Consider the following 19394-nt stretch of genomic DNA (forward strand, 5'->3'; position numbering starts at 1 on the left):
ATGCCCACAAACGAATAAATTTATGGTAAACTAGGAAGTCGAGAAAAGAAAGTAGGTGTCGTTTTTGCAAGAAATTAATTTAAAACTAGATGTCTTTGAAGGACCACTGGATCTTCTACTACATTTAATTCAAAAATTAGAAATCGATATCTATGACATTCCCATTACAGCAGTAACTGAACAATACATGTCTTATATTCATGCGATGCAAACCTTAGAGTTAGAAGTCGCTGGAGAATATCTAGTCATGGCTGCCACCTTAATGGCTATTAAAAGTCAGATGTTGCTTCCAAAACAAGAGCTTGAAATCATTGATGATGAAGATTTTTTTGAAGAGGAAGACCCACGGGAAGCTTTAGTAGCTCAGTTATTGGAGTATCGGAAATTTAAATATGCAGCGACTGTTTTACATGAAAAAGAAGAAGAACGTAAACTCTATTATACAAAAGAACCAATGGATATGGATGATTATAAAGAGGAAGATACAACACTACCGCCTAATCAAATCAATACAATTGATTTATTTCTAGCCTTTCACGCCATGTTAGAAAAGAAAAAAAATCGCCAGCCTGTTGAAACAACTGTTGCTAGTGACGATGTTTCCATCGAAGAAAAAATCACCGCTATTTCAGAGCGTATGCGTCAAGTACAGAAAGGGAAGGCAGTGTCGTTTGATTCTTTCTTCGATTCTTATTCCAAACAAGAAATTGTGACAACATTCATGGCTCTTTTAGAATTAATGAAAACGGGCGCGATTTATGCTGAACAAGAAAATAATTATAGTGAAATTTTGTTATTTAATACAGAAACCCAGCAGGAAGATACAACAGAGGTGGAGGAAACACAGTGACATTAGTTAGTCAAATTGAAGCAATTTTATTTGTGGTTGGCGAAGAAGGAATTGGCTTGGAAGAGCTTGCGTACTTATTAGAGAAGTCAACAGCAAAAACCTATGAAGAATTAACGAAATTGAAAGAACATTATGCTTCTGACAATAAATCGGCGTTGAATATTTTAGAAGTCGGCAATCATTTTGTCTTAACAACTAAGAAAAAATATGCCTCATTACTAAAAAAATATGCGCAATCGCCTATGTCGAACGCCTTATCACAAGCGGCGCTAGAAACATTATCCATTATTGCTTATAAGCAACCAATTTCGCGTATTGAAATTGATGAAATTCGTGGCGTACAGACTTCTGGTTCTATCCAAAAGTTAGTTGCCCGTCAGTTGATAGAAGAAAAAGGCCGCGTAGATGGTCCTGGTAGAGCAATTTTGTATGGCACAACGAAGTATTTTATGGATTACTTTGGGTTGAAAAGTTTAGATGAATTACCAGATATCCAACAAATGGAAGATGAATTAGAAGAAGAACTACCAATGGATCTATTTTTTGATCGTTATCAAGAAACGAACCCAATGTCTGAAACAACAGAAGGCGAGGAAGCTTAAACAATGGAAAGATTACAAAAAGCAATTGCTCATGCTGGGGTGACTTCGCGTCGCAAAGCAGAGGAATTAATTGTCAAAGGTCGCGTAAAAGTCAACGGCCAAGTGGTCAAAGAATTAGGAACACAAGTAAGTAAACAAGATACCGTTGAAGTTGATGGTGTACCAATTTATCAAGAAGAATATGGTTATTATTTATTCTATAAACCAAGAGGGGTTATTTCTGCGGTGTCTGACGATAAAGGCCGTAAAGTAGTAACGGATTATTTTACAGATGTTACTGAGCGAATTTATCCAGTCGGTCGTCTGGATTATGATACTTCTGGGTTGTTACTTTTAACGAATGATGGAAGTTTTTCACAAAAATTAACCCATCCTAAACATGAAGTAGATAAAGTCTACGTAGCAAAAATTAAAGGTGTACCAACTAAACGAGATCTATTGCCATTAGCCAAAGGCATTCGCATTGATGGCAAACGCACAGCACCAGCCAATTTTCAAATTCTTTCAGCGGATATTAAAACAGGTAGCAGTGTCGTGGAATTAACGATTCATGAAGGACGTAATCATCAAGTGAAGAAAATGTTTCAAGCTGTTGGTTTCCCTGTTCAAAAATTAAAACGTGAACGTTATGGTGAGTTGACCTTAAAAGGTTTGCGACCAGGACAATATCGTGATTTAACTAAAAAAGAAATCAGTCAATTATTAAATCAAGCTAAATAAGATAAAATGACTCGATCTCTTCGCGCTTATGGCGAAGGGATTGTTTTTTTTTTGAGAAATGAAACAATCAATGAAATTTAATAAAAAAGCTTAGTTAGTTGCATTCATTGTTCAAATCGGTTACACTAAGTAAGTAAAAAAATATAATACAAGGTTCGTCTTCAGGGGCAGGGTGTAATTCCCGACCGGTGGTTATAGTCCACGACTCGTTTTTAACGATTGAATTGGTGTAATTCCAATACCGACAGTATAGTCTGGATAAAGAAGATAGGGCTTATTTGAGACGCTTTTTCATCAGATAATCCTACTCTATTTTTCCCTGCAGAAAAATAGGGTTTTTTTGTATGACAAAGAAGCGAATCAAAAAGTTCGTTGAAGATGGGTCCTTAATTGGAGGATTTCAGATGAACAACAAGGTACAAAAAATGGTCAGCATTGCAATGTTGGCCGCAATCGGTACAGTATTACAATTTGTGGCATTTCCGATTATGCCGGCGTTTAGTTTTTTGAAAATCGATTTTAGTGATATTCCGATTCTACTCGGAATGTTCTTGTACGGACCGTTAGCAGGAGTAATTACTGCTTTTGTTCGTTCGTTGCTACACCTGTTCTTAACCGGACTAGCACCGCAAAATATGGTGGGAGATTTCGCTAGCTTTTTAGCAAGTAGTATCTTCACCTTGCCAATTTTTTATTTCTTTGGTAAAAAGAAAAATATCCGTACAAATCGGATAGTGGGCTTAGTAAGTGGGATCTTAGCCTTGACAATTTTCATGAGTATTGCGAATTATTTTGTCATTACACCCATTTACTTACAATTATATGGTGTGACCACACAACAATTTTTAGGAACATCTTTAGCAAGCTATGTGGCGATTGGTATTGTGCCATTCAACCTTATTAAAGGCCTCTTAGTCAGTGGTGTTTTTCTAGTACTACATGCGAAGTTATTGCCATGGCTATCAAAAAAACAACATACTATTCAGAAAAAAACACCGTTAACAAAATAAATGATAAAAAACCTGCTGTTGAACAATGTTTGACAGTGGGTTTTTAAAATTTACGCCTAAAAGAAAAGAGGTTGTCATAATCTGTCATCATTCTGTTAAAAAATACTAAACCATCTGCATTGTAATTTTAACTTTCCCTTGGTATGATAGAAATCATTAAAGAAAGAGGAGTTTTCCTGAGTGAAAAAGTGTAAAAATTGTCGTCATGTGAATCGTGATACGGAGTCCTTTTGTGAAGAATGCGGCGCTCCGCTAATGAATGAATCAATGCATCAAGAGGAAAACCAAGCACAACCATCAATGAATAAAGGGAACGAATCTACTCCTCTCAGATCAAAAAGAAGCTGGATCTGGGTGTTTCTTTTTGTGTTCATCGTTCTTGGAGCGGGTAGCTATTTTCTCGGGACGCATTATTTTTCTAAGGAACAACAAATTTCTCATTTTATTGAAGCGATTGAGAATGGTGATGCCCAAGAATTAAGTAAAAAAATGAGGACGAACGAGTCTGAATTTCAAGTGAATCCGCAAAGCATTAAGCCTTTAATCACTTATTATCAAAAAAATCCAACTGAGCTAAAAAAATTAGAAAAAGCGCTATTAAAGGATAAAAAGCTACATGGTTTAACTATTCGTGAAACAAGTCAAACAGCATTTTTCTTTCACCGTTATCAATTCATTTTAACGCCTGTTTCTGTTCAGTTAACGACGAATCAGCGCGGTGTTACGTTGGCAATGAACGGGCGGGAAGTGGGCACTTCCGACTCAACCACTTATCAAAAGGAGTTGGGACCCTTAGCGCCAGGACAATATACCTTTACAGCCACAGTGAAAGATAGCACCGGTGAACCTGTTATCACAGAAGAGTATCGTTTATTAGAAGAGGAAAATTATATTTCTAGTATTCCTTTAGATTTTAAACGAATGAATTTTGTTGTGGAGAGCAATCTGCCAGACGCAGATATTTATATTAATGATCGGAAAGTTGGTACGCTAACGAATGGAAGCAAAACGATTGGCCCTTTGTTCTGGTCCAAAGGGATGACGATTCAACTTAAAAAGACGATTAATGGAGAAGAAATTCAAACATCAAAAGAAACGATTGGTGAAAATGATTTTGTCGAAGCGCTCTCCGATAATCCAACGCTACAATTGAATTTTCCGTTAGCTAGCGACTATGATGCCCGCAAAGCGCTAGAAACCTTTTATCAAGCATTTGCCAAACAAGTGAAAAGTCATACGGATAGTACAGAATTTGCTAAAAAATATCTCGTTGGTGGGGAAAATAATCCTCAATTTCCTTCTTTTATTGAAGCACTTGAACGATTACGTGAAAAGAAATCGACCGATGTTTCACCAGATTTTGAAGTGACCATTAATACGCTACAATTGGATGGTAAAGAAAATTACCATGTCAATTATTATTTAGAAGCTAAAAATTCTAAAGCAAAAGAAAATGGTCTTCGTTATGAATGGATCAATGGCCTAAATGATCAAATTCATTTAGTCAAAGAACCGCTAAAAGAAGGACAATTACAGTTTGTTTCGATAGATGAACAAACACTTGCTTGGCTCGAAAAAATACTCTAAGCAAAAATGAGTGCTAAATTATTTAGCACTCATTTTTGCTTATTTCTATTGCACGCGTGGGACATTTGCGGTACGCTTTTAACACATTCTCGCGTTCGTTTTCTGGAATAAATTGTTGTCGAGCATGCGGCTCGTCTTTAAAAAGGACAATCCCATGATCATCATAATCAAATATATTGGGCGCATAAACTTGACAAAGTCCACAAGCAATACATTTTTCAGGAACTAAACGTGATTGCATAAACAGTGACACATCCTATCTAAAAGAGGTTTACTATGGAAGCAACTTTTATTTTAGCGTTATTATCTCATGGATACAAGGTACGTGCATCAACTTTGTATCATCTTTTAAAAGGCAAACGGACTAGCTCTGTTTTGATTTATGGTTTTTTATATGATTGTTTACGGTTCATTGGCTGGTGGCCAACGATTTCCGAACAAGCCTTTTTTCAATTTCTTGAAAAACTTTCGAAGGCGAAACAAATTCAGTATCACAAAGAGACAAATGAGATTCAACTAACAAAAGAAGGGCAACTATTTTTAAAGGAGCACCATTTTTCGTTGCTGGATTATCCTGCAATTGATCTTTATCGTTTTGGCAGAAGTGATCGAGAAAGTTGGCAACTCATTCAATTTGCCGTGCAAGTGACTTCGTATTTATCATTTGAGGAAAAACAGTATATTCCACTTTTATCAACACCGATTCCGCAACTATATTTGAAACGATGGTTACAACAAGACAAGAAAGAGCAGCGCATTCAATCAATCAAAGAAGAACTGTTGCGAGGGTTTGAGTTACTACCTGAAGCAGAAAGCGACTATTTGGTTGCGCAACTTTCTGGTTATCAGCAAACTGGCAAAGTTCCTCAGCAATTAACAAGCCATAAGACAGTTCTTGAACAGCGTTTATGGCATACGCAAGCGGTTCATCATTTACTGCAGTTGATAATGTACGGAGGAAACTATCCTGCTTTACAAACGCTTGTATGGCCGTATCTAGAAAAAAATCTAAACCAAAGTATGCAAGAAACTCAACGATTGTTAACGGAAGGTAAGACACTTCAAGAAATTGCTGAGCAGCGAAAAATAAAACTGAGTACCATTCATGATCATCTATTAGAGTTGGCTATTCAAGGGCAGCTGCAGGCGTCTGTTTATCTTGAAAAGGAGGCAATGCTCCAAAAATTGGCTCAAATAGAACAAGATCCGCGGTTGTGGGTGTATCGGGATTGGCGAGCGCAAGAAGAGACGCTTTCTTATTTAGATTTCCGCTTATATCAAATCCAACAAATTTGGCAAGAAAAGGAGTGAGTGTTGTTGACATTAGAACAAGAATTATTCACTCGATTTGGTTATGCAGCGTTTAAGCCTGGTCAAAAAGAAGTGATTACAAACTTACTTGACGGTATGAATACATTGGCTGTTTTGCCAACAGGCACCGGTAAATCATTGTGTTATCAATTTGTGGGCCAGAAGTTAGAGGGACTAACGGTAATTGTTTCTCCTTTACTTTCGTTAATGGAAGATCAGGTGCGTCAATTACAAAGACAAGGAATTAAAGGTGCGGTTGCCTTAAACAGTACGTTACAATATTCAGAAAAGCGTTATATTTTAGCGAAAATGTTCCAATACGATTATCTGTTTTTAAGCCCAGAAATGCTTTTGCAGCAAGAAGTACTTAGTGTGTTACAACGCCAAAAAATTGCATTATTTGTGGTGGATGAAGCCCATTGTGTTTATCAGTGGGGCGTCGATTTTCGCCCTGAATATAGTAAATTAGATCTGGTCCAAAAACAGCTAGACTTTCCTTTGACCTTGGCGTTAACTGCCACGGCGACACCCGTTGTACAGCACGCAATTATAAAACAATTATTTTCTCATGGTAGCTATCAAGAAGTTCTTTCTTCAGTGAATCGAAAAAATATTGGCTTGTTCGTGAAGGAAACGTCAGAAAAAGAAGAAGTGTTACTAGATTACTTATCTAAAACGGCTGGTAAAATCATTATCTATTGCGCCACGCGCAACAAAACAGAACAAATTAGTCAACTTATTCAGGCGAAAACCAGTTTTAAGGTGGCCTATTATCATGGGGGCTTGGAGGCTAGTGAACGTAGTCGCTTGCAAGAACAATTTATTGATAATCAAATCGATATTCTTTGTGCAACGAATGCTTTTGGGATGGGAATCGACAAACCTGATGTTCGTGGAGTGATTCATTTTGATTTGCCTGATAGCTTAGAAAATTACCTGCAGGAAATCGGGCGAGCTGGACGTGATGGTCAAAAAAGTTGGGCGCTATTATTGTATAAAAAAGGGGATGAATTTATTCATCGGTTTTTCTTAGAAGAGACAAGAGCGAATCGAGCGACCTTAAAATCGCTGATTGAAGGAGAAGAACAAGCAGGTTTGTTAGAAAATGCCACCGAGTTACAACAAAAATGGGTTCAAGGCTATTTAGCCAAGGATTATTCTTTTGAAGAGCTAGAGCATCGTTTAGAGGAGAAAGAAAAAGATCGTCAAGCGCAATTAAGAGGGATGCTGACGTATATTGAAACCACAACCTGTCGAAGAACGTTGATTCAAACCTATTTTCAAGAACCAATTGTAAAACAATCACCGGAAACTTGTTGTGATAATTGTGCGTTATTCTTTGACATTTACCAAGATTCAATAGTAAAATCGAACAAGACCAGCAATCAAAATGAAGAAGATTGGCGTTCTAAATTTCTAAAATTATTTAAAGAACGTGATTAATTCATTTTTTTAGTCGGCAGTTGGCAAAAGCTATGATATAATAACAAGCGAGAGAAGTTTAGGAGGAAATTAGCAGTGAGTAAAAAGGACAAAAAGAAAAAACAAGCTCGTGAGCCATGGGAACAATCAATTTATGAACCTGATCAAAATGGTGGTGGTTCTCGTTTAGCAAAACGCCAACAGCAACGAGGAAATTCATTATTTCTAACTGTTTTAGTTATTTTGCTATTATTAATTATTGCCATTCCAATTGGGACTTTCTTATGGATGATGCAAGACAAGAAACCGAACGAAAGTGCTAGTAAAAATAGCCAGCCATCTTCTTCATTAGTCCAATCATCATCAAAAGAGAAGAAAAAAGAAAGTACGTCAAAATCAGTGGAAAGCTCAGAACCAGCAAGCAGCCAACCAGCTGAAAATACAACACCTTCAAGTTCTGATGCTGCTGCACAGCAACAACAGGACCAACAAGCACAACAACAGCAACAGCAACAACAAGAGCAGCAACAACAACAAGAAGCTCAAAATCAACAACAGCAACAAGCGCAGAACCAACAACCTGTTTATGATACCGTTCAAAGTGGCGAAGGGGCACGTCAAGTTGCCGAACGTAACGGAATGACATTAGAACAAATTTTAGCGTTAAATCCTGGGATTGATACATCTGTGTTTTATCCAGGACAACCATTACGTATTAAATAATCCAGAAAAAGAGGTTTGGACAGCACTTTCAAGGGCTAAACCGCGACGGATGATTACATGAGAATGCCAATAAGCAGAAATTTCCGAAAGATGGTTTGCGTCTTTCGAGGGATTTCGGCTTATTGCTTTTTCGTTAGAAACTCGTCATCAGTTTAAATCCAAGTTCTTTTCTTCTGATTTTAATATAAAAGAAGAAGCGCATTTTAAAGGATGCATATCAGTTAAGGAGTTTTTTCATGGGGAAAATCAGTATTGCTATTGACGGACCAGCTTCGTCAGGCAAAAGTACAGTTGCAAAAATTTTAGCAAAACAATTGAATTATGTGCATTGTGACACGGGGGCCATGTACCGAGCGATTACGTATTTGGCCTTGCAAAATCAAATCGACATTCAAGCGGAAGAACCATTAGTAGCGCTTTGTGTCAACCACACTATTTCTTTTCAGCAAGCAGAGAATGGCCAACGTGTTTTTATCGACGGTCATGAAGTGACCGAAGCGATTCGCCAGCCAGATGTAACGAATGCTGTTTCAGCTGTTTCAAAACATGCAAAAGTTAGAGAAGAAATGGTGGCGTTACAACAGAAAATTGGTCAAGCTGGCGGAGTTGTCATGGATGGTCGAGATATTGGTACTGCAGTTCTACCAAAGGCCGAAGTAAAGATATTCTTGGTGGCTAGCGTTGAAGAACGTGCAGAACGTCGTTTTAAAGAAAATCAAGAAAAAGGAATTGAGACGGATTTTGAAACCTTGAAGGCGGAGATTGAACGTCGGGATTATTTAGATTCAACGAGAGAAGTATCACCCCTTGTCCAAGCAAGTGATGCTGTGAAAATCGATACAACAGGGTTGACGATTGAAGAAGTCGTCGCCGCCATACAAAATGTGATTAAACAAAAAGGTTTTGAACTTTTTTAAAGAATTTTAAGAAAAATAGAAGAAATCGCTTTATTTTTTTACAAAAATCTCGTACTATGTAAGTATATATAGCTAAGTTTTGGAATTTTTGTTGGCATAGGAGGATAAGAGGCATGACAGATTTTGAAGACAAACAAGTAGCAAACAACGAAACAATGGAAGATGCAATGAACAGCGTTCAAGAAGTCAGTGTTGGCGATATTGTTAAAGGCGAAGTTTTAGCCATTGAAGACAAACAAGTTGTTGTCGGCATTGAAGGAGCGGGCGTTGAAGGCGTTGTTCCTGCAAAGGAATTATCGACTTTACCAGTTGAAGATGTACACGAACTTGTGAAAGTCGGTGATGTGTTAGATTTAGTTGTGATCACATCAATTGGCAAAGATAAAGAAAACGGCAGTTATTTACTGTCAAAACGCCGTTTAGATGCTAAAAAAGTTTGGGAAGAAATTGAACAAGATTTCCAAGCGGGCAAAGTAATCGAAGCACCTGTTACAAATGTTGTTAAAGGTGGTTTGGTTGTTGATGTTGGTGTTCGCGGATTTGTTCCTGCCTCAATGGTTGAAGATCATTTTGTTGCAGATTTTTCTGAATATAAAGGTCAAACACTAGCATTTAAAATTATTGAAATCGAACCTTCAGAAAACCGCTTAATTCTTTCACATAAAGCAGTTGTTGAAGCTGAAAAAGAATCGAAAAAAGAAGAATTACTTTCTTCTTTACATGACGGAGACGTTGTTGAAGGGAAAGTAGCTCGTTTAACAGATTTCGGCGCATTCATTGATTTAGGTGGCGTGGATGGTTTAGTTCATGTTTCTGAAATTGCTCATCAGCATGTGGGCAAACCAAGTGATGCGTTAACTGTTGGCGAAGACGTTCAAGTAAAAATTCTTTCAATTAATCCAGAAGAAGGACGTATTTCTTTATCTATCAAAGAAACATTGCCTGGACCATGGACAGATATCGAAACAAAAGCAGCCGCTGGGACTGTTTTAGATGGCACAGTAAAACGCCTAACAAGCTTCGGTGCCTTTGTGGAAGTTTTCCCTGGTGTGGAAGGATTAGTGCATATTTCTCAAATTTCTCACAAGCATATTGCAACGCCTCATGAAGTTCTTCATGAAGGGGATCAAGTACAAGTGAAAGTTTTAGAAGTTAATCCAGAGGAACATCGTATTGCTTTAAGTATCAAAGCGTTAGAACCAAAACCTGAGTCTCAAGAAGAACCAAAAGAAGAACAGGAATATGAATTGCCTGAAGAAAATACTGGTTTTACCATGGGCGATATTTTAGGTGACGCTTTATCTGATGCGAAAGAAGAGGAATAACACGTTACTTCTTGAAATTTATGAGTTTGACATAGCCGTAAACAGATCGGCTATGTCAAACTCATTTTTTCTTGAATTGGTTAGAAAATCAGCAGAAACTAAAACTTTTCTTGCACTTTAAGGTTTGATTAGGTAAACTAGTAAGGATTGAAATTCTCAAGGAGGGAATCAAATGGCAAATCCAACTATTGCGATTGTCGGTAGACCGAATGTCGGTAAATCGACTATTTTTAACCGCATTGCCGGTGAGCGTATCTCGATTGTAGAAGATACTCCTGGCGTAACACGCGACCGTATTTATACAACTGGAGAATGGTTAGGGCGTGAATTTAGTATTATTGATACCGGTGGGATTGATTTAGGTGACGAACCATTTATGGACCAAATCAAACACCAAGCAGAAATTGCGATTGATGAAGCAGATGTGATTATCTTTGTTGCTAGTGGCCGTGAAGGAATTACTGATGCAGATGAGTTAGTAGCAAAAATTTTATATCGTAGTAATAAACCAGTGATCTTAGCTGTTAATAAAGTTGACAATCCTGAAATGCGTAATGATATTTATGAATTTTATGCTTTAGGACTAGGGGATCCTTTCCCAGTTTCTGGTAGTCATGGTTTAGGCATTGGCGATGTGTTAGACGAAGCAGTTAAACATTTTCCTAACACTTCAGAAGAAGAGGACGAAGATACAATTAAATTTAGTTTAATCGGGCGTCCAAATGTCGGTAAATCATCATTGATTAATGCTATTCTTGGTGAAGATCGCGTGATTGTTTCAGATATTGAAGGAACAACGCGAGATGCAATCGATACGTATTTTGAATCTGAAGAAGGTCAAAAGTTCTTAATGATTGATACAGCTGGTATGCGTAAACGTGGAAAAGTATACGAATCAACTGAAAAATATAGCGTCATGCGCGCAATGCGGGCGATTGAACGCTCAGACATTGTTTTAATGGTCTTGAATGCAGAAGAAGGTATTCGTGAGCAAGACAAGCGTGTGGCGGGCTATGCCCATGAAGCAGGTCGCGGTATTATTATCGTGGTCAACAAATGGGATACAGTCAAAAAAGATACAAATACAATGCGTGATTTTGAAGCGGAAATTCGTGATGAATTCCAATATTTAGATTATGCACCCATTATTTTTGTGTCTGCATTAACCAAACAACGTTTAAACAAACTGCCTGAACTAATTGAAACAGTAAGTATGAATCAAAACTTACGGATTCCTTCAGCGTTGTTAAATGACGTTATAATGGATGCTGTAGCAATTAATCCGACACCAACTGATAAAGGAAAACGTTTGAAGATTTTTTATGCAACACAAGTGGCAGTCAAACCACCTACATTTGTTATTTTTGTCAACGAAGAAGAACTAATGCACTTTTCTTATGCCCGGTTTTTAGAAAATCAAATCAGAAAAGCATTTACGTTTGAGGGCACGCCGATTAAAATCATTCCGCGACGCCGAAAATAGTGCATTCTACCATACTTTTTTTAGATATTCAAATAAATTTATCAACTTTGAGAAAAAATGATTATTTTTTGAAAAAACTGGTTAAAATACACTAAAAACCTTGCTATTACAACTTTCTTATGCTATCTTGTTAACAGAATATTGAACCAGATCAATATTTGCTGTCTGTTTTTGGACCACTCAAAAATAGACGGAACTTTAGGTGTGTAAAAACATCGTATCTCTTATAGAGGAGGTGAAATGATCCATGGCAAATAAAGCAGAATTAATCGAAAACGTTGCATCTTCAACTGGTTTAACTAAAAAAGATGCTACTGCAGCAGTAGACGCTGTCTTTTCAACAATTCAAGAAACTCTTGCTAAAGGTGAAAAAGTTCAATTAATCGGTTTTGGTAACTTTGAAGTTCGCGAACGCGCAGCTCGTAAAGGACGTAACCCACAAACTGGACAAGAAATTCAAATCGCTGCAAGCAAAGTACCTGCATTCAAACCAGGTAAAGCATTGAAAGATGCAGTGAAATAAGACAGACAATTAGAACCCTTGGTTTCCAAGGGTTCTTTTTTGAATCATACATAAAAAATGTTATTTTAAGAGGTGGTCGAAACAGTACGCTAAAAGGCTAAATTGTAACGAACCTTGGGTGAGAAAAACGTGCTTCGCTCCGAGAATCAAGCGGGAACGGTTCGACACTCGCTCCTTGCTTTTTTGATAAAAAGAGAAAGATTTATGAATGAAGGACAAAAATAAGTTGTTGCCAGTAGCTGTTTTTTAGTGGTTATGCTAGACTTGGGGTGAAGGAAGAGGAAACAGTCTTAAGGTGGTGAATCAATGAAATACAACTATTCTAGAGGGGAAAACAAGGTCGCTATTATTTATGGAGAAACATTTGCTTCTGTCCTAAAAAAACGACCAGTAACGACGGAGTCAATCGTTGTTTTGGCGAATCAGCGTTACTATGATCTTTTTTCGGAGAAGATTAATTATGCCTTTGGGGAACAGTTGGGATTAAACTGGTATATTTGTCGCAATGATGTTCATTGCAATGACTTATCAGAATTAGAAAGTGTGTTACGTTTCTTAGCTGATTGGCCAGAAAATCAGGATGTTTTATTGATTGGTTTGGGTAATGAAGGGGTACTACAATTAACCGCATTTTTGCACCAAGTAAGTAAGTGTTCCTCCAAATGTTGGCTGATGCCTGTGTCTGTTCAAGCGTTACGCCAAGGACTTTTACCAAGTGTCACAATTCAGCAAGCACAGCATGCAACCATGCATATAGAAAATCATTCAGAAGAAATTTTGTTTGATAGTACCTTGACCAATAAAAAAGGTGCCGCTCCTTTAATTGATTTGCTCGTTTTTATTCGAGCGGGTCTTGTCTGTGATTATGCTTATTTACAAATGCTATACCAAACGTATCCAGATAAAAAACGGTTGAATCAAACGTCATTTAATGGTATTTTAGACGAGTTGTTATCCTTTTATGAACGAGCAGAGGAAAAAGTGGATCAATTTGGCCGAGTTTTTGAAGCGGCCTTTGCTACAACCGAAAATGGCCATTTGTTATCAGGTCCCATGAAACGATTATTGGGATTATTGTTACAAGTTTTATGGAGCCAGCAAGTCAATCACTTTGACTTTCAATTTAAAAATTTTATCGTTTGGTTTATTCGCTTAGGTTTTCCGGTGGCGTTTCCAAAAGAAATTTTAAGTGCTGATTACGCAGAACAAGTCTTGGCTCACACAGAAACACTAGGTCCTCCTATGGTGTTGGAAAAAATCGGTCAACTAGGAGCAACTTTAAAGCCAACGCCCGATCAACTGTTAACAACGATTGAAAGATACCAAGAAATTTTAAAAGAGATTTGAGGGGAAATTATGTCATATAGTGAAAAAATGGTTCAAGCATTACAAGCTGAAAATTTAGCAGAAGCACAGTTAATGTTTGAAGAAGCATTAAAGAAAGATGATGAAAATACCTTAGCTGATTTAGGGGAAACGTTATTATCTTTAGGTTTTCTAGAAGAAGCCAAACAAATTTTCCAACAATTGTTGGAACAATTTCCCGATGCAGATGGCTTAAACATTCCATTAGCAGAAATCGCCATTGAAAATAATGAAATAGATGACGCATTCATCTATTTAGAAAAAATTCCAGAAACTAGTGACAGTTATGTTCAAAGTCTCTTAGTTACTGCGGATTTGTACCAAGTTTTAGGGATTCCAGAAGTCAGTGAAGCGAAATTAAAAGAAGCGGCTAATCTTATGCCAGAAGAGCCGTTAATTCAATTTGCTTTGGGAGAACTATATTTTACAAATGGTCAATTTGTCGAGGCTATCACTCATTATCAAAGCATTGTAGAAAGCGGGACAGCGCAAATCTCTGCTATTTCCTTGAATGAACGCTTAGGAAGTAGTTACAGCATGTTAGGTGATTTTGAAGAAGCGGTTCCTTATTTGGAAGCCGCGGTCAAAGAAGAACAAACAGACGATCGTTTATTCCAGTTAGCTTTCACTTATTTACAGTTACATGAGAATCAAAAAGCCATTGCGTTGTTCCAGCAATTAAAAACACTAAACCCACATTATCAATCGCTTTATCTATATTTAGCGGAAGCGCTCCAAGAAGAAGAGCAATTAGAGGAAGCAAAAGCGGTGATCGAAGAAGGAATTGCGGAAAACCCATTCCAAGTAGAGTTATACCAATTTGCCTCTGAAAATGCCTATCGCTTACACGATATTGCTGGTGCTGAAAACTGGTTGTTAAAAGCTTTGGAATTAGGTGAGAAAACAGATGAAAGTCGTTTGACCTTAAGTAATCTCTACATCACGGAAGAGCGTTTTGAGGAAGTAATTACTATCTTAAATGATTTAGAGGAAACGGATCATCCTTATGCTGAATGGAACTTAGCAAAAGCGTACAACGAATTAGAAGACTTTGCCGTCGCTAAAGTTCATTATGAACAAGCAGCGCAAGAATTGTCTCACGAACCAGAATTTCTAAAAGAATACGCATTGTTCTTACGAGAAGAAGGCGAACTTGAAAAAGCAAAACACTTGTTATACCACTATTTGGAACATGAACCTGGTGATGTCGACATGCAATCTGTGCTAGCAGATATGGAAGAAAGATAGGAAACGACGATGTTTGTTAGTTTATCAGAAAAGAAAAAATTTTTAACTTGGTTAGTGAATACCGTGCCTTTTGGAAGAAGAGAAGTACTGTGGATTTTAAATTACTTATTAACGCACGATGCGATTTTAAATAATGTTCATTTTGTTGAGAACGTAGAGAAAACCGATCGGGGGATTCGTGTGGTAGCGGATGGTTTAGGTAAGGAGCCGTTATTGCTTTTTATCCAAGCACAAGAATTTACAGATCCGGAACAAATTTTTCATGAGATTCGGATGAATTGGCGGAAAGCTCTTTATTTAGAATGTGTATTTCCAGAGGCTTGGCAAACGAGCCAGTATTTATCTGTTTTAGAAGATAATCCGTTTGCGCCATGGAATGAACAAGTGGATCAGGAAGTTGCCAGAGCGATTGATCAATATTTTAAGCAAGAAGAACAAACGCAGCGAATGGCATTAATTAAAGCTCAAATTGATGATGCTTTAGAAACAGGCAACAAAGAAGCGTTTTTAGAATTATCCGATGAACTAAATCGTTTGAAACAACAATAAATAAAACCCAGCATTTATTGAAAATGCTGGGTTTTATTTATTGTTTTAATTTAAAGCGCCGTTGTTTGCTGGGTTTTGCATAAGTAAAGCCTTCGCCAATTGCTTCATGTACGTTAATGATGGACACAAAGGCTTTTTCATCTATTTCATTAGCAATCCGTTTGACTTCCATTATTTCTCGAGGACTGACTACCGTGTAGAGAACCCGTTTTTCCACTTGTGAATAAGCACCTTCACCATTTAAATATGTTACCCCACGTTCTAAAGAAGCCATTAAACTTTGACCGATTTCTTCGGAATGATTGGAAACAATTAAAATTCCTTTCGCAGCATAGGCTCCATCGAGTACAGAATCAACAACACGACTGAAAACAAAAGACACAATTAAAGTATACATCATTCGTTTGACATCAATATAGGTCAACGAGAGGAGTAAGACTGCAACATCAAAAAGTAACAACGAGCGGCCCATGCTAATCCCAAAGTATTTTTCGAAAATGCGGGCAATGACGTCGGTCCCACCAGTGGTTCCGCCTACGCGGTAAACAAGGCCACTACCGAATCCTGCGGCCAAACCAGCTAAGAGAGCAGCAATCAATAAATCATGATCTAAATTAATTTCAACAGGAAATTTTTGCCAAAACCACAAAAATACCGATAACGACACGGTGCCAATTAGCGTATAATAGAGGGAACGTTTGCCTAAAATTTTGCCACCAATTAATAAGAGCGGAATATTGATTAATAATGTCGTATATGCTGGGTTAAAATGAAATAAGGCTCTTAAAATCAAAGTAATCCCCGTGACACCACCTTCGGCTAGATCATTGGCAATATTGAAAGTAACCAAACCAAAGGCATAGATACAGCTTCCTAATACAATAAATAACACATCTTTAAAATAAAATCTTTGTTCTTCCATTTAATCACGTCCTTTTACAGTATAAACTGTATCATTCTCTATATAAAACAACAAGTAGAAGCTTTCCAGATAGCCAAGTTTTTGATAAGATGTAGGAGGTAGAGTAAGAAAGGTTGGGGTAAAATGTCAGAATCAGAACAACGTAGTTTGCAATCGATGCAAACAGAAGTTGATGATTATATTCAACAGTTTAAAACAGGCTATTTTTCACCATTAGGACAAATGGCTCGTTTGACGGAAGAGGTCGGAGAATTAGCCCGTGAAGTCAATCATTATTATGGTGAAAAACAGAAAAAAGCAGACGAAAAACCAAAGACAGTATCAGAGGAACTTGGAGATGTCTTTTTTGTATTGATTAGCATGGCAAATTCTTTAGAGATTGATTTAACCGAAGTTTTTGAAGAAAATATGGCCAAATTTAACAAGCGGGATCGCTATCGCTTTGAAAGAAAGGATGGGAAAACACATGATTAAAATAATTGTCGCTGGGTTTAAAGGACGGATGGGCAGTACTGCTACCCAAATGGTCTTAGAAACCGCAGACTTTGAATTAGTAGGTGTGTATGATCCTCATGAAGCACAAGAAACTGTTTCTTTCGATGATGAAACCGCAATTCCCGTTTTTCAGCACTTAGAAGAAGTCCTAGCTGTCAAACCAGATGTTTGGATTGATTTTACGGTTCCTGAAGCCGCCTATCCAAATACGCGTTTTGCGTTGGAACACGGTATGGCGCCTGTTGTTGGGACGACAGGCTTTACGGAGGAACAAATCAACGAATTGACAAACCTATCTCGAAAAAAAGCCATCGGCGGCTTAATTGCGCCAAACTTTGCAATTGGGGCAGTTTTAATGATGCAATTTGCCCAAAAAGCGGCACAGTATTTTCCGGATGTGGAAATCATTGAATTACATCATGATAACAAATTAGATGCACCAAGTGGAACGGCTATAAAAACTGCAGAAATGATTCAAGAAGTTCGGCCAGCAAAAAAACAAGGGAATCCGCAAGAGGTAGAATCAATACCAGGGGCACGCGGGGCTGATTTCGAGGGTCTGCGAATCCATAGTGTCCGCTTACCTGGTTTAGTGGCACACCAACAAGTCCAATTTGGCAGTGTAGGTGAAGGGCTCACTATTCGGCATGATTCTTATGATCGACGTTCATTCATGACAGGAGTGGCGTTAGCTTGTCGGCAAGTGGTACAGAGAACAGAACTACTTTACGGATTGGAACAGATGCTATGAAATTGACAACTATTCCAAACGAATTTAAAGAAGCCGCTCCCGTTATTCGTGAAATCAATGCACAGGGCTTTGAAGCGTATTTTGTCGGGGGCAGTGTCCGTGATGCTTTATTAAATAAACCAATTCATGATGTCGATATTGCGACAAGTGCCTATCCAGAAGAAATCAAGCAAATTTTTAAACGAACCGTTGATGTGGGTATCGAACATGGTACAGTCCTTGTATTGATGGAAGACCAACAGTATGAAGTAACAACCTTTCGTACCGAGTCAACTTATCAAGACTTTCGTCGACCAGATGAAGTCACCTTTGTTCGCTCCTTGAAAGAAGATTTAAAACGGCGAGATTTTACGATTAATGCCTTGGCGCTCGACAGCACAGGTGAAATCATTGATTTATTTGATGGTATCGAAGATTTAACTAATCAAACCATTCGTGCTGTCGGTAATCCCCATGAGAGGTTTCATGAAGATGCTCTGCGAATGATGCGGGGCTTACGCTTTGCTAGCCAATTAGATTTTAAAATTGAAGAAAAAACCTTAGCCGCTATCGCTGAATTTCATCCTTTATTGGAAAAAATTTCAGTAGAACGCATTACAATTGAATTTGTAAAAATGCTTTTAGGGGTTAATCGACAAGGTGGCTTAGCTCCGTTTATTGAAACAGAATGCTATCAATATTGTCCCAAATTACGAGAACAAGGGGCTGGACTTTTTCGTTTAATGAACTTGCCTGCTCGTCAAATTGAAACAGAAGCAGAAGCGTGGACGTTACTTATCCAATCGTTGAATTTACCAGAAGCAGAAATTCGCTCCTTCTTAAAGGCTTGGAAACTTTCAAATCAATTAATTCAAAACGTTTCACAATTAGTACGCGGTTTGCGTTTTCGCTTGAGTAACGACTGGCAGCCAATGATGCTTTATGAATTAGGCGAAGAATCAGCAGTACTTGTTGAAAGGCTTTTATATTATTACCAACAAGAGAGTCAAGTACAAGTAACAAAAGAGTTAGTTAAGGCATTACCCATTCATCAAAGACATGAATTGGCCATCACAGGAAAAGACCTTTTAGCCGTCTTAGAAGAAACACCAGGCAAATGGTTAGGGGAACTGATTGCTGAAATCGAGCAACACGTTGTTGAAGGTAGCTTAGAGAATAAACAAGAAGTTCTGCTTTCGTTTGCCAAAAAACAACGTTCAAAAGGAGAGAAAGCATAATGCCAACAGAAATGTTTACAAAAGAATTCTTGGTGAAAGAATCACAAACGGCTAAAATTCTCGGTTCTGGTGACTTAGAAGTTTTAGGAACTCCTGCTTTAGCTGCCATGATTGAACAAACAGCCAAAGAAGCTGTGAAGGACCAATTATCAGTTGGGGAAACAACTGTCGGAACGGTGTTAGAATTACACCACTTATATCCATCTGCGGTAGGGGCGACAATCGTTGTTACGATGACCAGCATTGAACAGACTGCACACAAAATACGCTATGAATTTGTTGCTTATGAAGGAGAACGACAAATTGCCAAAGGTTCTCACCAACGTGCAGTAGTTGATATTGATTCTTTTTTAAAAAGAATAACAAAATATTAA

General features: G+C 37.8%; 21 protein-coding genes and 1 riboswitch. Of the genes, 19 read left to right on the forward strand and 2 right to left on the reverse strand.

Features of this window, described 5'->3' with window-relative positions:
- Nucleotides 1–55: 55 nt before the first annotated feature.
- The 5 genes from IGL90_RS06250 (at nt 56) to IGL90_RS06270 (ending at nt 4769) form a co-directional block, all read left to right on the forward strand.
- Nucleotides 56–850: a segregation/condensation protein A gene (locus tag IGL90_RS06250; protein WP_002396363.1), complete on the forward strand. Its 795-nt coding sequence runs from the start codon at nt 56–58 to the stop codon at nt 848–850.
- On the forward strand, nt 847–1452 hold the full coding sequence (gene scpB / locus IGL90_RS06255) for an SMC-Scp complex subunit ScpB (RefSeq protein WP_002357625.1): 606 nt from the start codon (nt 847–849) through the stop codon (nt 1450–1452). The genes IGL90_RS06250 and scpB overlap by 4 nt, the downstream gene beginning before the upstream one ends.
- Nucleotides 1453–1455: 3 nt before the next feature.
- Nucleotides 1456–2172: a pseudouridine synthase gene (locus IGL90_RS06260; RefSeq protein WP_048737219.1), complete on the forward strand. Its 717-nt coding sequence runs from the start codon at nt 1456–1458 to the stop codon at nt 2170–2172.
- A gap of 153 nt (nt 2173–2325) precedes the next feature.
- Nucleotides 2326–2445, forward strand: a riboswitch (FMN riboswitch).
- Between the two features lie 71 nt (nt 2446–2516).
- On the forward strand, nt 2517–3182 hold the full coding sequence (locus IGL90_RS06265; protein ID WP_002382314.1) for an ECF transporter S component: 666 nt from the start codon (nt 2517–2519) through the stop codon (nt 3180–3182).
- A 255-nt stretch (nt 3183–3437) separates the two neighbouring features.
- Nucleotides 3438–4769, forward strand: a complete 1332-nt coding sequence (locus IGL90_RS06270) for a zinc ribbon domain-containing protein (RefSeq protein WP_002398998.1) — start codon at nt 3438–3440, stop codon at nt 4767–4769.
- Nucleotides 4770–4791: 22 nt separating this feature from the next.
- On the opposite strand, the gene IGL90_RS06275 is transcribed toward IGL90_RS06270, so the two are convergent.
- Nucleotides 4792–5010 (reverse strand): ferredoxin, encoded by a 219-nt coding sequence (locus tag IGL90_RS06275; protein ID WP_002357617.1) that lies wholly within the window; start codon nt 5008–5010, stop codon nt 4792–4794.
- A 35-nt stretch (nt 5011–5045) separates the two neighbouring features.
- Between IGL90_RS06275 and IGL90_RS06280 the strand changes: the two genes are divergently transcribed.
- From IGL90_RS06280 to IGL90_RS06325, 10 genes are all read left to right on the forward strand, one after another.
- A complete protein-coding gene (locus IGL90_RS06280; RefSeq protein ID WP_048737216.1) occupies nt 5046–6080 on the forward strand; it encodes a helix-turn-helix domain-containing protein in 1035 nt (344 codons plus the stop codon).
- Nucleotides 6081–7523 carry a RecQ family ATP-dependent DNA helicase gene (locus IGL90_RS06285; RefSeq protein ID WP_016618860.1) on the forward strand — a complete coding sequence of 481 codons (1443 nt, stop codon included), beginning with the start codon at nt 6081–6083 and terminating at the stop codon, nt 7521–7523. It begins immediately after the preceding gene.
- 75 nt (nt 7524–7598) lie between these two features.
- Nucleotides 7599–8225 (forward strand): LysM peptidoglycan-binding domain-containing protein, encoded by a 627-nt coding sequence (locus IGL90_RS06290; RefSeq protein ID WP_048737213.1) that lies wholly within the window; start codon nt 7599–7601, stop codon nt 8223–8225.
- 236 nt (nt 8226–8461) lie between these two features.
- Nucleotides 8462–9142: a (d)CMP kinase gene (gene cmk, locus IGL90_RS06295; protein WP_002425877.1), complete on the forward strand. Its 681-nt coding sequence runs from the start codon at nt 8462–8464 to the stop codon at nt 9140–9142.
- A 113-nt stretch (nt 9143–9255) separates the two neighbouring features.
- Nucleotides 9256–10467 (forward strand): 30S ribosomal protein S1, encoded by a 1212-nt coding sequence (gene rpsA, locus IGL90_RS06300; protein ID WP_002360341.1) that lies wholly within the window; start codon nt 9256–9258, stop codon nt 10465–10467.
- 172 nt (nt 10468–10639) lie between these two features.
- Nucleotides 10640–11950 carry a ribosome biogenesis GTPase Der gene (der, locus tag IGL90_RS06305; RefSeq protein ID WP_002360340.1) on the forward strand — a complete coding sequence of 437 codons (1311 nt, stop codon included), beginning with the start codon at nt 10640–10642 and terminating at the stop codon, nt 11948–11950.
- A 247-nt stretch (nt 11951–12197) separates the two neighbouring features.
- The gene (locus tag IGL90_RS06310) at nt 12198–12473 is read left to right on the forward strand and encodes an HU family DNA-binding protein (RefSeq protein WP_002357604.1); all 276 of its coding nucleotides are present in this window, start codon (nt 12198–12200) and stop codon (nt 12471–12473) included.
- A 306-nt stretch (nt 12474–12779) separates the two neighbouring features.
- Complete coding sequence (locus tag IGL90_RS06315) at nt 12780–13820, forward strand: hypothetical protein (RefSeq protein WP_048737209.1); 1041 nt, start codon at nt 12780–12782, stop codon at nt 13818–13820.
- Nucleotides 13821–13829: 9 nt separating this feature from the next.
- On the forward strand, nt 13830–15086 hold the full coding sequence (locus IGL90_RS06320; RefSeq protein WP_048737208.1) for a tetratricopeptide repeat protein: 1257 nt from the start codon (nt 13830–13832) through the stop codon (nt 15084–15086).
- Nucleotides 15087–15095: 9 nt separating this feature from the next.
- Entirely contained in the window at nt 15096–15635 is a 540-nt protein-coding gene (locus tag IGL90_RS06325) for a ReoY family proteolytic degradation factor (RefSeq protein ID WP_002361802.1), read from the forward strand.
- A 37-nt stretch (nt 15636–15672) separates the two neighbouring features.
- On the opposite strand, the gene IGL90_RS06330 is transcribed toward IGL90_RS06325, so the two are convergent.
- Nucleotides 15673–16557, reverse strand: a complete 885-nt coding sequence (locus tag IGL90_RS06330; RefSeq protein WP_002357595.1) for a YitT family protein — start codon at nt 16555–16557, stop codon at nt 15673–15675.
- Nucleotides 16558–16680: 123 nt separating this feature from the next.
- Between IGL90_RS06330 and IGL90_RS06335 the strand changes: the two genes are divergently transcribed.
- From IGL90_RS06335 to IGL90_RS06350, 4 genes are read left to right on the forward strand one after another with little or no spacing between them, the layout of a single operon-like run.
- Nucleotides 16681–17031, forward strand: coding sequence for a nucleotide pyrophosphohydrolase (locus tag IGL90_RS06335; protein ID WP_002363944.1), 351 nt, complete (start codon nt 16681–16683; stop codon nt 17029–17031).
- Complete coding sequence (dapB, locus tag IGL90_RS06340; RefSeq protein WP_048737206.1) at nt 17024–17803, forward strand: 4-hydroxy-tetrahydrodipicolinate reductase; 780 nt, start codon at nt 17024–17026, stop codon at nt 17801–17803. Before IGL90_RS06335 ends, dapB begins: the two co-directional genes overlap by 8 nt.
- Nucleotides 17800–19020, forward strand: a complete 1221-nt coding sequence (locus IGL90_RS06345) for a CCA tRNA nucleotidyltransferase (RefSeq protein WP_048737204.1) — start codon at nt 17800–17802, stop codon at nt 19018–19020. The genes dapB and IGL90_RS06345 overlap by 4 nt, the downstream gene beginning before the upstream one ends.
- A complete protein-coding gene (locus IGL90_RS06350) occupies nt 19020–19394 on the forward strand; it encodes a thioesterase family protein (RefSeq protein ID WP_048737202.1) in 375 nt (124 codons plus the stop codon). Before IGL90_RS06345 ends, IGL90_RS06350 begins: the two co-directional genes overlap by 1 nt.

Origin of the sequence: Enterococcus sp. DIV1307a (genome assembly GCF_050537425.1) — a bacterium.
GTDB lineage: Bacteria > Bacillota > Bacilli > Lactobacillales > Enterococcaceae > Enterococcus > Enterococcus faecalis.

Excerpts from the sequence above, each read along its gene's own strand:
- IGL90_RS06350 (WP_048737202.1), top strand. The coding sequence starts at position 19,020 with ATGCCAACAGAAATGTTTACAAAAGAATTCTTGGTGAAAGAATCACAA.
- IGL90_RS06260 (WP_048737219.1), top strand. The coding sequence starts at position 1,456 with ATGGAAAGATTACAAAAAGCAATTGCTCATGCTGGGGTGACTTCGCGT.
- IGL90_RS06345 (WP_048737204.1), top strand. The coding sequence starts at position 17,800 with ATGAAATTGACAACTATTCCAAACGAATTTAAAGAAGCCGCTCCCGTT.
- IGL90_RS06275 (WP_002357617.1), bottom strand. The coding sequence starts at position 5,010 with ATGCAATCACGTTTAGTTCCTGAAAAATGTATTGCTTGTGGACTTTGT.
- rpsA (WP_002360341.1), top strand. The coding sequence starts at position 9,256 with ATGACAGATTTTGAAGACAAACAAGTAGCAAACAACGAAACAATGGAA.
- IGL90_RS06315 (WP_048737209.1), top strand. The coding sequence starts at position 12,780 with ATGAAATACAACTATTCTAGAGGGGAAAACAAGGTCGCTATTATTTAT.
- IGL90_RS06320 (WP_048737208.1), top strand. The coding sequence starts at position 13,830 with ATGTCATATAGTGAAAAAATGGTTCAAGCATTACAAGCTGAAAATTTA.
- cmk (WP_002425877.1), top strand. The coding sequence starts at position 8,462 with ATGGGGAAAATCAGTATTGCTATTGACGGACCAGCTTCGTCAGGCAAA.
- dapB (WP_048737206.1), top strand. The coding sequence starts at position 17,024 with ATGATTAAAATAATTGTCGCTGGGTTTAAAGGACGGATGGGCAGTACT.
- IGL90_RS06265 (WP_002382314.1), top strand. The coding sequence starts at position 2,517 with ATGACAAAGAAGCGAATCAAAAAGTTCGTTGAAGATGGGTCCTTAATT.
- IGL90_RS06310 (WP_002357604.1), top strand. The coding sequence starts at position 12,198 with ATGGCAAATAAAGCAGAATTAATCGAAAACGTTGCATCTTCAACTGGT.
- IGL90_RS06325 (WP_002361802.1), top strand. The coding sequence starts at position 15,096 with ATGTTTGTTAGTTTATCAGAAAAGAAAAAATTTTTAACTTGGTTAGTG.
- der (WP_002360340.1), top strand. The coding sequence starts at position 10,640 with ATGGCAAATCCAACTATTGCGATTGTCGGTAGACCGAATGTCGGTAAA.
- IGL90_RS06335 (WP_002363944.1), top strand. The coding sequence starts at position 16,681 with ATGTCAGAATCAGAACAACGTAGTTTGCAATCGATGCAAACAGAAGTT.
- IGL90_RS06330 (WP_002357595.1), bottom strand. The coding sequence starts at position 16,557 with ATGGAAGAACAAAGATTTTATTTTAAAGATGTGTTATTTATTGTATTA.
- IGL90_RS06270 (WP_002398998.1), top strand. The coding sequence starts at position 3,438 with ATGAATGAATCAATGCATCAAGAGGAAAACCAAGCACAACCATCAATG.
- IGL90_RS06280 (WP_048737216.1), top strand. The coding sequence starts at position 5,046 with ATGGAAGCAACTTTTATTTTAGCGTTATTATCTCATGGATACAAGGTA.